This window comes from Sphingomonas alba (genome assembly GCF_023516555.1).
GTDB lineage: Bacteria > Pseudomonadota > Alphaproteobacteria > Sphingomonadales > Sphingomonadaceae > Sphingomicrobium > Sphingomicrobium album.
This window is the reverse complement of the sequence record NZ_JAMGBD010000001.1, coordinates 1,113,819-1,127,113: the sequence shown is the minus strand read 5'-3', so window position 1 is coordinate 1,127,113 and position 13,295 is coordinate 1,113,819. Positions and strand designations below refer to the sequence as shown.

Sequence of the window (13,295 nt, the reverse complement as noted above, 5' to 3'; positions counted from 1 at the left end):
AGCGCGGCACGATGCGGGCCAAAGGCGCGTTTCAGCGGCGACGGGGATTCGGATTTTGGTGAATAAGTTCAGGGGTTTGGTTGGACATTGCGGGCTGGCGGCATTGCTGATCGCCAGCTCGCCAGTGCTTGCTCAGGACAATTCCACGTCGGCCGCCCCGGCCGCTACCCAGCCCGCGGCTGACATTGGCCCGCGCGAGCTATCCAATTTCAGCCTCAGCGGCACGGTCACGCGCGAAGCGCAGCCGCAGCCTGCCGAGCAGCAACCGGCTGCCGCTCCGCCCCGCGAGCCCGCAACGCGGACGGCTGCGCCGGCCACATCAGTTGTGGAGCGGCCCGCTCAGGTCCGGGCAGCCACAAGCGAACCGCGCCCCATTCAGGCCCAGCCGAGCAGCGTGATCGATCCCATCCCGGGTGGGACCAACGCGCCAGCACCGGCGGCAACGCGGCCCATTACGGCGCCCGCCGCAGTGGCGCCCGTAGTTGTCGCGCTGCCTGCTCAGGCCTCGTCAGATTTCTCGCCCTTGCCGTGGATTGCGGCGATCCTCCTGCTCGCCGCCGGCGCTGCCGTCTATTTCGGGCTGCAGCGTCGCGGCCGCCGTTACGAGGCAGCCGGGGTATCCGATTACTTCGAGGCAACTCCCGAACCTGCTTCGGCTCCGGTTGCAGCGCCGCGCCGGGCTGAGGAGCCGCTTGTCCGCCGGCCCGAGCCCCAGGCGCCTCCGGTGCCTTCAGGCGTCGTCACCTCCAGCCTACGCAGCGCCGAGCCAGCAGTACCTGCTGGCGTTGTGGCCTCCAGCCTTCGTCCATGGATCGAGCTGGAGCTTGAGCCCAGCCAGGCGACCCTGACCGAAGACCATGCGGCCATCGCCTTCGATGTCACCATCTTCAATTCGGGAAGCGCTCCGGCTCGCGACGTCGCCGTCGAGGCCTGTATGATCAACGCCGGTGACCAGCAGGACGCGCAGCTGGGCGAATTCTACACCGCGCCGTCGCAGGTTCGGGACAAGATCCCGGCGGTGGCGCCCATGGCGCGCATCACGCTCAAGAGCGCCGTCCGCCTTCCGCGAGCGTCGGTGCGCGAATATGAAGTCGAGGGCCGCAAATTGTTCATGCCCATGGTCGCGCTGAATTCGCGCTATCGCTGGTCGAGCGGCGAGGGGCAGAGCGCCGCGAGCTTCCTGGTTGGAGGCAAGGCCGCCAATGACGGCGCGCGGCTGTCGCCGCTCCGTCTCGATCAGGGGAAGCGCGGCTGGAAGGCGCTCGCCGCCCGCCGCTACGAAAAGGGCATTCGCAGCTAGTTACAGGACCTGCGAATTGTAGCTGTGCCAGGCGAGCACGGCGACGGCGCCGCGATGCGGCCGCCACTTATCCGCAAGCTCGCGCAATTGCTTCTCGCTCGGCTTGCCTTCGAGGCCGAGCAGCTTGCCAATCTCAATTTGGACGGCGAGGTCCCCCGCCGGCCAGACGTCCGTCCGCCCTTCCGCGAACAGCAGGTAAATCTCCGCCGACCAGCGGCCGATGCCCTTGATCTTGGTGAGGAGCTCGATGGCCTCCTCATCGTCGACCGGCAGCTTGCCGAGGTCGAGCTCACCCGACAGCACGAGGCCGGCAAGGCTGCGCGCATAGCCCGCCTTCTGCCGCGACAGGCCTGCCACGCGCAGTTCCTCGTCCGTCGCTTTCAGGATCTTGGAGAGGTCGGGCGGGGAGCCATAACCCGCCTCCAACTTGGCCCACATTGACCGCGCGGCGGCGACGCTGACCTGCTGGCCGACAATCGTTCGCAGCAGGGTCGTCGCGCCGGGTTCGCTGACTCGCGGCTCAGGCCGGCCGTGCTTTTCCAAGACCTTGGCAAAGGCCTTTTCACGCCGCGCCAGCTCATCGACCGCCGCATTGATGGAATTCACCGTGCGGACCATCAGGCGATACTCGCCGCGTAGAGCGAAATGGCGGCGGCGTTGGAAACGTTCAGACTCTCGACCGCATCCGTAATCGGCAGCCGCGCAAGCGCGTCGCAATGCTCACGGGTATTCGAACGCATGCCCGGACCTTCCGCCCCCAGCACCAGTGCGACCCGCGGCGGTCCCAGCGCGTCCTTCAAGTCGGTCTTCGCATCGCCTGCAAGGCCGATGCGCCAGAAGCCCGCCTCGGCCATCTCTTCCAGGGCACGCGCGAGATTCACAACCCGCACCCAGGGCACTCGCTCCAGTGCGCCCGACGCCGCCTTGGCGATAACCCCTCCCTCCGGTGGCGAATGCCGATCCTGCGTGACGATGCCGAGCGCACCAAAGGCGGCGGCCGAGCGTAAAATCGCGCCGACATTATGCGGGTCGGTGACCTGGTCGAGCACCAGCAGGATCGATCGCTCGCCGGCTTCGGCCAGCAGGTCGGCCAGCCACATATCCTCCAGCGGCTCGGCCTCGATCACGACCCCCTGATGCGGCGCATCGTGCGGCACCAGTCGGCCCAGGTCGGCGACGTCCGCCAACGTCACGGGGACGCTGTCCGGAAATTGCATGAAGCCGGCTGCCTCCCGCGTCGCCCAGGCGCGAACCACCCTGCGGTCGGGATTGTAGAGCGCGGCGGCGACCGCATGTTTTCCCCAGAATCGGGGACGGTTCGGACTGCCGTGGCTCTGGTGCGATTTCTTGCGCCGGGACATGGCCGTCCCATGCGGCGGACGCGTTGCCTAGGCAACCCCCTCCGCATCGAGCGCATAACCGGCGCTGCGGACGGTCCGAATGATGTCCGGCTCGCCGAGCGCCAGCCGCAGGCGCCGGATATGCACATCGACCGTGCGCAGCTCGATATCCTCGCTATGCGGCCAGACCGTCTCGAGCAGCTGCTGGCGCGAGAAGACGCGGCCCGCATTTTCTAGGAAATGGCGCAGCAGCCGATATTCTGTGGGGCCGAGCTGGATGCTCTTGCCGTCGCGACGAACCCGGTGGGCAGCAAGGTCCATCTCGATGCCGTTGTAATCGAGCGTCTCCGCCGCGAGTGCCGGTCGCACGCGGCGCAGGACGGCACCCGCGCGGGCGACCAGTTCCTTCGGCGAAAAGGGCTTGGTGAGATAATCGTCGGCGCCAGTTTCCAGGCCGCGCACCCGGTCATTCTCTTCCCCGCGCGCGGTCAGCATGATGATCGGCATGTTGGCCGTCGCCGGGCGGCGGCGCAGGCGGCGGCAGACCTCGATGCCACTGATGCCCTCGATCATCCAATCGAGGATGACGAGGTCGGGGCGCACCTCCTCGGCCAGGATCAGCGCTTCGTCGCCGTCACCGGTCCGCGTCACCTCATATCCGGCGCGGTCGAAGTGGAAGCGGACCAGCTCGGCGAGTTGGCGGTCGTCTTCGACAAGCAGGAGGCGCTTGGCCATCATGGCTTCTTACCCGTCTGCGCCTCGGTCATGTGCTGCCCGGTGGCGGCATAATAGACCATCTCGGCGATGTTGGTGGCGTGGTCGCCGGCACGTTCGATATTCTTGGCGATGAACAGTAGATGCGCGGACTGGCCGATGCTTTGCGGGTCTTCCATCATGTGCGTCAGCAAGGTGCGGAAAATGGAATCGTAGAAATCGTCGACCGCATGGTCGCGCTCCATCACCCGGAGCGCGGCGTCTGCATCACGCTCGACGAAAGCGGTCAGCACGTCGTGGACCATCTCTGTCGCGATGCGCGCCATCTCGGGAAGGAGCGACAATGGTTCGATATTGCCCATTGTCTCCAGGAGCGGCACCCGCTTCGCTATGTTCTTGGCATAGTCGCCGATACGCTCGACGACGCCCGAGATCTTAAGGGCGGCCACGACGTCGCGAAGGTCGCCCGCCATCGGCGCCCGCAGCGCGATCAGCTGCACCGCGCGGCGCTCTGTCTCGACCTCAAGCGCGTCCAGCTTCGCGTCATTCTCGACGATCTTCGCCGCGCCTTCGACGTCACGCTGCTGCAGGCAGCGCATGGCCTCGCGGATCGCATGCTCGGCAAGCCCGCCCATCTCGCTAATAAGTGCGCGCAGCCGATCGAGATCGTCGTCGAAGGCCTTGAGTGTATGTCCGGATGAAGTCGCCATTGCTGCTGCTCCGATCAACCGTAGCGGCCGGTGATGTAATCCTGCGTGCGGCGCTCGCGCGGATTAGTGAAGATCTCGCTGGTTTTGCCATATTCCACCATCTCACCGAGGTGGAAGAATGCGGTCCGCTGCGACACGCGCGCGGCTTGCTGCATATTATGCGTGACGATGGCGATCGCATAGCGGCCGCGAAGCTCGTGGATCAGCTCCTCGATCTTGGCGGTGGCGATGGGATCAAGCGCCGAGCAGGGTTCGTCCATCAGGATGACCTCGGGATCGACGGCGATGGCGCGGGCGATGCACAGCCGCTGCTGCTGGCCGCCGGACAAGGCCGTGCCGCTTTCGCTCAGCCGGTCCTTCACTTCGTCCCAAAGGCCGGCGCGCTTCAGGCTCTTTTCGACGATGCCGTCCATCTCACCCTTGCTGCTTGCAAGGCCGTGGATCTTGGGACCGTAAGCGACATTGTCATAGATCGATTTGGGGAAGGGGTTCGGCTTCTGGAATACCATGCCTACCCGGGCGCGCAGCTGCACGACATCCATGTTGGAGTGGTAGATGTCCTGGCCGTCGAGGGAGATCTTGCCCGTCACCCGTGCGCTCGGGATCGTGTCGTTCATGCGGTTGAGGCAGCGCAGGAACGTCGACTTGCCGCAGCCCGATGGGCCGATGAAGGCGGTGACGCGGTCGTCGCGAATGTCGATCGAAACGCCATTCAGCGCCTGCTTGTCGCCATAAAAAACGCTGACATCGCGCGCGCTCATTTTCGGCGCGCGGTTCGCGTCCGCCGGCGGCTCGTCGATGTCGGCGGGAACGGGGGCATGGATTTCGTTCATCAGTGTCACCAGCGGCGCTCGAAGCGATTACGAAGATAGATGGCGATGCCGTTCATCAACAGCATGAAGATGAGCAGGACAATGATTGCCGCGCTGGTCTTCTCGACGAAGCCACGGCCGACCTCGTCCGACCAAAGGAAGATCTGCACCGGCAGGACGGTGGCAGGATCGGCAATTCCTTGCGGTGGATTGGCGATAAATGCGCGCATGCCGATCATCAGCAGCGGCGCGGTCTCTCCGAGCGCGCGGGCCATGCCGATGATCGTGCCGGTAAGAATGCCGGGCAACGCCAGCGGCAGGACATGGTGGAAGACCACCTGCATTTTCGACGCGCCGACACCCAAAGCTGCATCGCGGATCGACGGCGGCACGGACTTGATGGCGTTGCGCCCGGCGATGACGATGACCGGCATAGTCATCAGCGCGAGCGTCAGGCCGCCTACCAAGGGCGCGGAGCGCGGCAGGTGCATGAAGTTGAGGAACACTGCGAGGCCCAGCAGGCCGAAGATGATCGACGGTACGGCGGCAAGGTTGTTGATCGACACCTCGATGAGGTCGGTCCAGCGGTTTCTCGGCGCAAATTCCTCAAGATAGACGGCCGCAAGCACGCCGACCGGGAAAGCCAGGAGAATGGTGACGATTATGGTCAGGAAGCTGCCCTTGAGCGCTCCCCAGACACCGACCGCACCGGGGTCGGTTGCATCGGACGCGCCGAGGAAGTCGGAATTGAAGCCGCGCTGCAATGCACCCTTGGCGCCGATCGCCGCGACCATCTGCTCGGCTTTCGTCGAACCCTCGTCTTTGGCGGCGACATCATAGGCGCTGGCGACGGGCAGCCAGAGGTCAGCACGCCGGGAAAGCAGCGACGGGTCGGAGATCAGGTCGCGGCCAAGTTGCCGGGCGGCAGCCGGGCCGAACAGGTCGCTGGCGCCAGTGCCATATTCGCTGACGGCCGAAGCATTCAGCGCGGTTTCGAGGTCGGCCGACGCGACTGCACGCTTGGCTTCGGGACCCTTCAATGTGGCCGGGTCGAGGATGATGTCCGACCGCGGGAAGTCGATGGTCAGCTTCGCCTCGGTCTGGTTGAAGCCGCCAAGCCCCTTTGCCGCCATATTGATCAGCAGGAAGGCGAGAAAGGCGACGCTGAGGCCGATGGCGAGCAGGCCGAGCAGCCTGAACCGCCGCTCGGCGGCGTAGCGGCGCCGTACGCGCTTATCCATCGACCCGTCGGTCCAGCGGCTGGCTGACGAGCTACTCATATGCTTCCCGGTACTTGCGCACTACGCGGAGGCCAATGAGGTTGAGAATGAGTGTGATGACGAACAGCGCCAGGCCGAGCGCGAACGCGGCAAGGGTCTTGGCGCTGTCGAATTCTTGGTCGCCAGTCAGTAGCTGGACGATCTGGGTCGTGACGGTCGTCACGCTGGCGAAGGGGTTCGCGGTCAGGTTGGCCGAGAGGCCGGCCGCCATGACGACGATCATCGTTTCGCCGATGGCGCGGCTGACGGCGAGCAGGACGCCGCCGACGACACCGGGGAGCGCGGCGGGAAGCAGCACCTTCTTGATGGTCTCCGCTTTGGTCGCGCCGAGCGCAAGGCTGCCGTCGCGCATCGCCTGCGGCACGGCGGCAATGCTATCGTCCGCCATCGAGCTGACGAACGGGATGATCATGATGCCCATCACCAGGCCGGCGGCCAGCGCGCTTTCGCTGCTGGCGGAGGTGATGCCGATGGCGAGGCCGAAGTCGCGGACCATCGGCGCCACCGTCAACGCGGCGAAATATCCGTAAACGACGGTCGGGACGCCGGCGAGGATTTCCAGGATCGGTTTCAGCCATGCGCGCAGGCGCGGCGGCGAATATTGTGTCAGGAAGATCGCGCTCATCAGGCCCAGCGGGATGGCGACGATCATAGCGATGATCGCACCGATGAAGGCGGTGCCCCAGAAGAGCGGCACCGATCCGAAAGCGCCCGACGACCCGGCCTGGTCGGCCCGCAACGCGGTCTGCGGGCTCCAACTCGTGCCAAACAGGAATTCGACCGGGCTGACCAGCTTGAAGAAGCGCAGCGACTCAAACAGCAACGACAGGACGATGCCCAGAGTCGTCAGGATGGCGATCAGCGATGCCGCGACCAGCAGTGCCTGAATCCACCGTTCGACTCCAGCTCGTGCGCGGAATTCCGGAACGACCCGGCGCAATGCCAGCGCCGCACCGGCAAAGGTGAGGAGCAGGGCAATGCCGCCGCCGATCGCGCCGTAGCGGCTTTCGGCTTCGCTGAAGCGCGGCGCAAGCTGCTCCGATTGCGGGTTGTAGCCATGATCGATGTTCCCGGCCGCGATCTGGCGGGCCTCATCGAGGATGGCGTCCCGCTGCATGTCGAAAGCGGGGAGCGCCTTGCCCTCCGCGCTCGCCAGCACCGCCTGGTTGACCAGTGTCGTCTGGATCGGCGCCCAGACCGCCAGCATCAAAAGCGCCGGGAGGAGGGCCCACAGGAGGGTATGGACGCCATGGTAGGCGGGAAGGCTGTTGAGCCTTCCCTTTCCGCGCAGGTCGCGTGCCCGGCCGATGGCGAGCCACCAGGCTGACACGGCAACGAGGCCGATTGCGATGAGCGCGATGAGGAGCGTCATGCGCCCGCCGCTCCAGCCTACTTCAGGGTCGTCGGGTCAAGCGGCTTGAGCGCCGCGGCCTGCGCCTTGGCGGTCTCCGCCTGCGCCGCGCCGAACGGAACCAGTCCACGCTTCTCGAGCGAACCGTCCTTCACCCATGCCTTCGAATAAGCTTCCACGAATGCCTTGATCGACGGCTTGGCCGCCATGTGCTCGCCCTTCACATAAATGTAGAGCGTGCGGCTGCCCGGGTAGCTGAGATCCTGGATGGTTGCTTCGGTCGGAGCCACGCCGGCAAGCTTCACCGGCTTCACCTTGTCCGCATTTTCCTCAAGGAAGCTGTAGCCGAGCACGCCCAGCGTATCGGGGTCGGCGGCGACCTTCTGGACCAGCAAATTGTCGTTCTCTCCGGCTTCGACATAAGCGCCGTCTTCGCGGATCTTGGTGCAAAGCTCCTTGTGCTTGGCATCGTCCGACTTTTTGAGTTCCTTCATCGCCGGGTCGCTTTCGCAGCCCTTGGTGAGGATGAGGTCGGCCAGGCTATCGCGCGTTCCGGACGTCGGGGGCGGGCCGAGGACGCGGATCTTGATCGCGGGAAGGGCCGGGTTGACGTCCTTCCAGGTCTTGGCGGTGTTCGCGCCCTTGCCGAACGGGTCAGCGGCGAGCGCTTTGTAGATATCGGCCACGGTCAGGTCCAAGCCCGGGCCGTCCTTGCCTTCGATCAGCGTAAGGCCGTCGATGCCGATCGGCACTTCGATCACCTGCTTGGCGCCTGCTTTCGCGCAGTCGGCATATTCACTGGCCTTCATCGGCCGCGAGGCGTCGACGATGTCGGCGAAGTCCTTGCCGATGCCCTGGCAGAACAGCTTTATGCCGGCGCCAGTGCCGGTCGATTCGACGATCACGCTGATGCCGGGATTGGCGCGCTGGAATTCCTCGGCGACCGCGGTCGTGAACGGATAGACCGTCGACGAACCGACAATCTTGATCTGTGCGCCAGCGGCGCCGCCGGAATCGTTACCGCCGCATGCGGCGACGAGCGCTACCATCGGCAGCGCAAAGATCATCTTCTTCATTGCTCTGTTACTCCCCGTGCCGGGTTTTCAATTCCCTGAGGCACGCCCTAGCGTCCGAATGGGGACCCGCTTGTGACGTTATGATTTCAGTTTTGTGACACGCATCACAGGTTGAGGCTGAGCGTGACGGTGGCGACATGGTCCATCGTGTCGTCGCCATGCTTCACGAAACCATATTGGTTGAGGTAGCCGGCTTCGATCCCGAGCTTGCCCGACAGTGGCGTCGAGATCGAGATCAGGTTTCGCATCCGGTCGACGCCGTCGGCGGCCTGGAATGCGGTGTTCTTCAGGTTGATGAAGGTCTCATTGCTGAGGTTGAGGTTCGTCTTACCGTCCTTGGTCAGCGGAATAGCATATTTGATATAAGGACGGGCGCGCCAGGCCGTGCCGTCGGCATGCTCGCGCCACCTCTGCTCCAACCTCAGTCGCGCACTCAGCTGTCCGGAGCCGACCTGGGCGAAATTGTCGACCTGCACCTGCTCTCGAGCCCGATGCTCCATCGCGGTGAAATCACCGCTTGAATAGAGCGGGTTGTGGACGTAGCCGGCGGCGATCGTGACGTTCTTGGTCGGCTTGTAGCCGAGCATCGTCACCGCCTCGACTTCGTAAAGGCCGTTGCGATTGTCGCTGAAGCGGGCAACGACCTCCTGCGATATTCGGAACTTGTCGCTGACTTTGACGGTGGCGGTGGCGCCAGTCCACAGCTGGTTGTCGTCACGAGCTTCCGCGCGACTTGCCAGCAGGATGAGAAAAAGGGCGCCTGCCGCGCCCCGTGCAGTCGATGAGATCATGCCGACGCGTCTACGACGCAATCGCGACTTCGAAGTGACGTTGTCATTACAAATATGTGACACCGATCCAGCCTTAGAGCGCGGCGGCTTCGAATGGCAGCGCAACCTGTACGGTCGTGCCTTGACCCAATTGGCTTTCAATTGTCAGGCGGCCGCGGTGCCGCTCGACGATGTGTTTTACGATCGCAAGACCTAGACCCGTACCGCCGCTGTCGCGACTGCGAGCGGCATCGACACGGTAAAACCGCTCGGTGAGGCGCGGAAGGTGTTCGGCGGCTATTCCATCCCCTGAGTCATGGACGGAGAACAGGGCGCGATCACCGTCGCGTCGCACTTCGATGATGACGGCTGCATTCTCCTGAGTGCAGCCATAACGGATGGCGTTGCCGACAAGATTGTCCGCCGTCTGCAGCAACTGGGCAAAGTCGCCGGCGACAGGCGGCATGCCGCTTTCGATCTTGAGCTCGACGGTGCAGCTGCGCTTCTCGATCAATGGGCCAGCATGGTCGGCCGCAAGGCGGGCGACTTCGCCAAGATCGACTGCTTCGCGGGGCGCCAGGAAACGCTCGGCTTCAATCCGGGACAGGCTCATCAGATCTTCGACAATGCGGAGCATGCGCCGAGCTTCGCATTGAATGACCGAACCGAAACGTCGGCGCGTCTGTTCATCGACTTCGCCTTCGTCAGCAAGCGTCTCGGCATAGCCCGCAATGGTGGCGAGGGGAGTCCGCAATTCGTGGCTGGCATTGGCCACGAAGTCGACTCGCATCCTCTCGGCGGCGCGGCCCGCCGACTGATCAATGAGCCGGGCAAGTGTAAGCCCGCGCTCGATTGGTCGCACCGACAGCAACCAGGGACGATCAGCGGAGCCGATCCCAACGACTTCAACGTCTGCTACCTTGCCTGCAAGGATGGTCCGTAATGCTTCCGGATGCCTGATCGCAAAGCGCAGGTCCGAGTCCTCGATCCTTTGTCCCAAAAGGGACTTCGCTGCGTCGTTGGCCGCTGCGGTTCGCGCGCCCTCTATAATCAGTGCAGGCTCGTCGAGCACTCCGATGAGTGAACGGGCCAAGTCGATCGACAGCAGCATGGGCCGTCCTCTAGCCCAGCCTGATGTCTTGGGGCTAGGCTGTGTGAGTGCGGTGTTCGCGGCGTACGCGCTGCTGCCGGCGCCAGGTGCCGATTATGACGATCAGCAGGATCGGATAGCTCCAGAACTTGGTCGCCGCCGCATATGCCTGCGGCACGAGGTCCAGATTCATCCCCTTCATGAGGTGGGCGAGGCTGGAGGTCAGCTGCAGACCCGCGATCCACAATGGCCAGAAGCGGTCGGATCGCAACGCGACCAGGACGAAGGACGCAAAGACCGCAAGATCCACCACCATTTCGCCGGCTTCGAGTTGGGAATAGCGGTGTCCCCAGGGGGAAAGCACGAAGGCGGTGACAACGCTCGCCACCAGGCAGACGATTGCCACACTGCGTTCGTCGCTGCCGCCGGCGATCCCTGCGTACAAGCAGGTCAGAGTCAGGATGGTCCAGTAGAGGTGAGGGGTCATGGGGAAGTCGACCGGACCATGCCTTTCGACACGGCCCGGTCAAGCCTTTATCAGGCGACGATGCGGAGGTCGCTGAAGCCTGTCTGCGGCGGGCATTCGGTGCCGTCGCCGAACGACGTCGTGCGCAGGCCCGGAACCCGGTCTTTCGCCTCGACGAGGGCCGAATGGCAGCTTCCCATGGCGCCGCGCGCTCTGACCAGTCCGCCCAGGGCGGCCGAGAGCTGCTCAATCGCTTCGTGCGCAGTGACGACGCCGGCGCCGGCAACCGCATTGGCGCGCATGATTCGTGCCTGCAGCTCCGCCATTTCGGCCAACGCCGTGTCGATTGTGCCTTCGACAGCCCGAACCTGGGTAGCGACTTCGAAAGCGGCATTTTGAATTTGTTGCTTGCGCATGACCTTCTCCTTTCCGGAAGCGCGGGTCCCCGCATTCCCGGTCAAACCGAACAGGACTGAAGCGAAGCGTCGGCGGCCTTAGTGGCCCAACATTCGGGCCAGGCTCTCAAGGCCGGCGAGATACATCCCGGCCGAGAGGGTTGCGCCCATGGCGATCAGGAGGATCCAGACCAGCCGAAGGCCAACGCTCATCTCATTCCTGGGGCGACTCCTCGTTGCGAACGGCAAAGGCAGGAAAGACCAGCTTGCCCCCGGTCTCTGCTCGGTAATGACACCGAGGTCGCCAGCCCTTCCTGCACGGTCAGCGTGCCGAATCTGTAAACCGACCGCCTCATCGGGTTGGCCCTTGGAATCGCCGCTCTCAATGTGCGGCGTTTGATGTATCAATCGCTGATATGGCCCGTGGACCTGCCCGACCATGCGGGCGGCGTGGGCACGGCGCTCCACTTCGAGAACCTGAAGGGCGCCGCGAATACGCTGGTCGACAGTGTGGGGCGAAATGCCGAGCTCGACCGCGATCTCCTTGGAGGAAAGATGCTGGTCGACGAGGAGCAGGGCATCGAGCTGTCCCTTGCTCAGCCTGGCGACGAGATTCGCGGCGCGCGAATCCGTTTCAAGCGGCATCGCGCCACCGCCATTGGAATGGCCGTCTGTGAATTCCCCGGGCATCGGCACGAATGGCGGTTTACCGACAAAGACGAGCGAAGGCAAAACCCTGTTGCTGCGCCGGTCAAAAGGCTCGTTTGCTTAACAAAGTTTAGTTTATGAACGTTTATAGTCATGAGCGTTGCTTGGGCTCATTTTGGGCGCCGGCGATGTCGGGATGGTGGAGAGGGCTGGATTCGAACCAGCGTAGGGCGAAGCCCGGCAGATTTACAGTCTGCTGCCTTTAACCACTCGGCCACCTCTCCAGGTGTTGGCAGGCGCGCCAATTGGCGGCGTCAGATGCCGCTGTCAACCGATGCGACTAGGAAATTGTCGTCCCTTCCGGCGCTCCAGCCAACGCCCGTCCCTCGGACTGGCTAGACTGGAGCGGGTGAAGGGAATCGAACCCTCGTCGTAAGCTTGGAAGGCTTCTGCTCTACCATTGAGCTACACCCGCTCGCTTGCCTGCCGATGCCCTGCGCGAGCGCTTCGGTCAAGAAGCGGTCGAAGCGTATCCAGGCGTCGGGAGCGTCACAAGAGCCCAGAGCCCCAGCATGACCAGCCCTGCCATGGCCGGCCCGAACAAGGAGAATCTCCCGTCCGGAAGCGGCGCCTGTTCCTGCGACATAAGGTAGAATGCGCCCGCGACCGCGATTGCTGCGCCGCATTCGATCAAGGTCCGCCTGAAGGCTCGTCGCCGCGCGACCCGGATCTGGCGATCTACCCGCGCGGCCAGGACGACTCGATCGACGAAGGCCGGATCCGGCGCGGCGTCCGGCTCCTGCAACAGGGCCGACAGTCGCTTGTCGAGATCAGCTTCGTTCATTGCTCGTCCTCCAGGCATTCAACCAGCCCCCGCCTTGCCCGTGCCACCAGACTTTTCAGCGTTCCCAAAGGCACACACATGATGTCCGCCGCCTCCCCGTGGCTGTATCCTTCCGCAAAGCAAAGCAGTGCTGCCATTCGTTCGCGTTCGCCGAGGCGGGCCATGGCCTGGGCGATCTCCGCCTTGGGACCGGCGCCATTGTCCATGCCGACGTCCTGGACGACCTCAAGCGGTTCCGTCGGGCGTTGCTGGCGCCGGTAGGACAGGAACTGCCGCCAGGCGATCCGGTAAAGCCACGATCGGTAACTGCCGTCCTGCCGCCAGCCAGCGGCGGCCCGCCACGCAGCGATGAACGTGTCCTGGGCGAGGTCGTCGGCGGCATCCCCGGCCAATCGCCGCAACATGGATCGAAGCGCGGGCTCATGCGCGCGGACCAATTCGCCGAACGCGCCAAGCTCGCCCGCCGCGGTGCGGCGAGCGAGCATGCGCTCGGATGTGG

The 13,295-nt window shown here is 64.3% G+C and carries 15 protein-coding genes, 2 tRNA genes and 1 pseudogene; 1 reads left to right on the top strand and 17 read right to left on the bottom strand.

Annotated elements, in window-relative coordinates; all coding sequences use genetic code 11:
- The first annotated feature begins 58 nt into the window (after nt 1-58).
- Nucleotides 59-1,300, top strand: a complete 1,242-nt coding sequence (locus LZ536_RS05965) for a hypothetical protein (RefSeq protein WP_249847372.1) — start codon at nt 59-61, stop codon at nt 1,298-1,300.
- On the opposite strand, the gene LZ536_RS05960 is transcribed toward LZ536_RS05965, so the two are convergent.
- The 17 genes and pseudogenes from LZ536_RS05960 to LZ536_RS05880 all read right to left on the bottom strand — a co-directional run bounded on the left by LZ536_RS05960 (nt 1,301) and on the right by LZ536_RS05880 (nt 13,281).
- Nucleotides 1,301-1,918 (bottom strand): DNA-3-methyladenine glycosylase family protein, encoded by a 618-nt coding sequence (locus tag LZ536_RS05960; protein WP_249847371.1) that lies wholly within the window; start codon nt 1,916-1,918, stop codon nt 1,301-1,303. It abuts the gene before it with no gap.
- Nucleotides 1,918-2,661, bottom strand: coding sequence for a 23S rRNA (guanosine(2251)-2'-O)-methyltransferase RlmB (rlmB, locus tag LZ536_RS05955; RefSeq protein ID WP_249847370.1), 744 nt, complete (start codon nt 2,659-2,661; stop codon nt 1,918-1,920). Before rlmB ends, LZ536_RS05960 begins: the two co-directional genes overlap by 1 nt.
- Nucleotides 2,662-2,688: 27 nt before the next feature.
- Nucleotides 2,689-3,378: a phosphate regulon transcriptional regulator PhoB gene (phoB, locus tag LZ536_RS05950; protein ID WP_249847369.1), complete on the bottom strand. Its 690-nt coding sequence runs from the start codon at nt 3,376-3,378 to the stop codon at nt 2,689-2,691.
- Nucleotides 3,375-4,064 carry a phosphate signaling complex protein PhoU gene (phoU, locus tag LZ536_RS05945; protein ID WP_249847368.1) on the bottom strand — a complete coding sequence of 230 codons (690 nt, stop codon included), beginning with the start codon at nt 4,062-4,064 and terminating at the stop codon, nt 3,375-3,377. Before phoU ends, phoB begins: the two co-directional genes overlap by 4 nt.
- A gap of 14 nt (nt 4,065-4,078) precedes the next feature.
- The gene (gene pstB / locus LZ536_RS05940; RefSeq protein WP_431357938.1) at nt 4,079-4,897 is read right to left on the bottom strand and encodes a phosphate ABC transporter ATP-binding protein PstB; all 819 of its coding nucleotides are present in this window, start codon (nt 4,895-4,897) and stop codon (nt 4,079-4,081) included.
- Nucleotides 4,898-4,902: 5 nt separating this feature from the next.
- Nucleotides 4,903-6,156 carry a phosphate ABC transporter permease PstA gene (gene pstA, locus LZ536_RS05935; RefSeq protein WP_249847367.1) on the bottom strand — a complete coding sequence of 418 codons (1,254 nt, stop codon included), beginning with the start codon at nt 6,154-6,156 and terminating at the stop codon, nt 4,903-4,905.
- Complete coding sequence (gene pstC / locus LZ536_RS05930) at nt 6,149-7,528, bottom strand: phosphate ABC transporter permease subunit PstC (RefSeq protein WP_249847366.1); 1,380 nt, start codon at nt 7,526-7,528, stop codon at nt 6,149-6,151. The genes pstA and pstC overlap by 8 nt, the downstream gene beginning before the upstream one ends.
- Nucleotides 7,529-7,545: 17 nt before the next feature.
- Nucleotides 7,546-8,583 (bottom strand): substrate-binding domain-containing protein, encoded by a 1,038-nt coding sequence (locus LZ536_RS05925; protein ID WP_249847365.1) that lies wholly within the window; start codon nt 8,581-8,583, stop codon nt 7,546-7,548.
- Nucleotides 8,584-8,687: 104 nt separating this feature from the next.
- A complete protein-coding gene (locus tag LZ536_RS05920) occupies nt 8,688-9,374 on the bottom strand; it encodes a DUF2490 domain-containing protein (RefSeq protein WP_249847364.1) in 687 nt (228 codons plus the stop codon).
- Between the two features lie 73 nt (nt 9,375-9,447).
- Nucleotides 9,448-10,464 (bottom strand): ATP-binding protein, encoded by a 1,017-nt coding sequence (locus LZ536_RS05915; RefSeq protein ID WP_249847363.1) that lies wholly within the window; start codon nt 10,462-10,464, stop codon nt 9,448-9,450.
- A 34-nt stretch (nt 10,465-10,498) separates the two neighbouring features.
- Nucleotides 10,499-10,930, bottom strand: coding sequence for a hypothetical protein (locus LZ536_RS05910; protein WP_249847362.1), 432 nt, complete (start codon nt 10,928-10,930; stop codon nt 10,499-10,501).
- 50 nt (nt 10,931-10,980) lie between these two features.
- Nucleotides 10,981-11,325 carry a hypothetical protein gene (locus LZ536_RS05905; protein WP_249847361.1) on the bottom strand — a complete coding sequence of 115 codons (345 nt, stop codon included), beginning with the start codon at nt 11,323-11,325 and terminating at the stop codon, nt 10,981-10,983.
- Nucleotides 11,326-11,799: 474 nt separating this feature from the next.
- Nucleotides 11,800-11,949, bottom strand: a pseudogene (locus LZ536_RS05900) (sigma factor-like helix-turn-helix DNA-binding protein); the annotation flags it as partial.
- Nucleotides 11,950-12,149: 200 nt separating this feature from the next.
- Nucleotides 12,150-12,236 (bottom strand) — tRNA-Tyr (locus LZ536_RS05895).
- A gap of 117 nt (nt 12,237-12,353) precedes the next feature.
- A tRNA-Gly gene (locus tag LZ536_RS05890) sits at nt 12,354-12,427 on the bottom strand.
- A 36-nt stretch (nt 12,428-12,463) separates the two neighbouring features.
- Entirely contained in the window at nt 12,464-12,796 is a 333-nt protein-coding gene (locus LZ536_RS05885) for a hypothetical protein (RefSeq protein WP_249847360.1), read from the bottom strand.
- Nucleotides 12,793-13,281: an RNA polymerase sigma factor gene (locus LZ536_RS05880; protein ID WP_249847359.1), complete on the bottom strand. Its 489-nt coding sequence runs from the start codon at nt 13,279-13,281 to the stop codon at nt 12,793-12,795. Before LZ536_RS05880 ends, LZ536_RS05885 begins: the two co-directional genes overlap by 4 nt.
- Nucleotides 13,282-13,295: the final 14 nt, after the last annotated feature.

What these genes read in the sequence shown, in the direction of transcription:
- LZ536_RS05960 (WP_249847371.1), bottom strand. Translation starts at nt 1,918, where the DNA reads ATGGTCCGCACGGTGAATTCCATCAATGCGGCGGTCGATGAGCTGGCG.
- rlmB (WP_249847370.1), bottom strand. Translation starts at nt 2,661, where the DNA reads ATGTCCCGGCGCAAGAAATCGCACCAGAGCCACGGCAGTCCGAACCGT.
- LZ536_RS05910 (WP_249847362.1), bottom strand. Translation starts at nt 10,930, where the DNA reads ATGACCCCTCACCTCTACTGGACCATCCTGACTCTGACCTGCTTGTAC.
- pstA (WP_249847367.1), bottom strand. Translation starts at nt 6,156, where the DNA reads ATGAGTAGCTCGTCAGCCAGCCGCTGGACCGACGGGTCGATGGATAAG.
- LZ536_RS05880 (WP_249847359.1), bottom strand. Translation starts at nt 13,281, where the DNA reads ATGCTCGCTCGCCGCACCGCGGCGGGCGAGCTTGGCGCGTTCGGCGAA.
- pstC (WP_249847366.1), bottom strand. Translation starts at nt 7,528, where the DNA reads ATGACGCTCCTCATCGCGCTCATCGCAATCGGCCTCGTTGCCGTGTCA.
- phoU (WP_249847368.1), bottom strand. Translation starts at nt 4,064, where the DNA reads ATGGCGACTTCATCCGGACATACACTCAAGGCCTTCGACGACGATCTC.
- pstB (WP_431357938.1), bottom strand. Translation starts at nt 4,897, where the DNA reads ATGAACGAAATCCATGCCCCCGTTCCCGCCGACATCGACGAGCCGCCG.
- LZ536_RS05925 (WP_249847365.1), bottom strand. Translation starts at nt 8,583, where the DNA reads ATGAAGAAGATGATCTTTGCGCTGCCGATGGTAGCGCTCGTCGCCGCA.
- LZ536_RS05915 (WP_249847363.1), bottom strand. Translation starts at nt 10,464, where the DNA reads ATGCTGCTGTCGATCGACTTGGCCCGTTCACTCATCGGAGTGCTCGAC.
- phoB (WP_249847369.1), bottom strand. Translation starts at nt 3,378, where the DNA reads ATGATGGCCAAGCGCCTCCTGCTTGTCGAAGACGACCGCCAACTCGCC.
- LZ536_RS05905 (WP_249847361.1), bottom strand. Translation starts at nt 11,325, where the DNA reads ATGCGCAAGCAACAAATTCAAAATGCCGCTTTCGAAGTCGCTACCCAG.
- LZ536_RS05920 (WP_249847364.1), bottom strand. Translation starts at nt 9,374, where the DNA reads ATGATCTCATCGACTGCACGGGGCGCGGCAGGCGCCCTTTTTCTCATC.
- LZ536_RS05885 (WP_249847360.1), bottom strand. Translation starts at nt 12,796, where the DNA reads ATGAACGAAGCTGATCTCGACAAGCGACTGTCGGCCCTGTTGCAGGAG.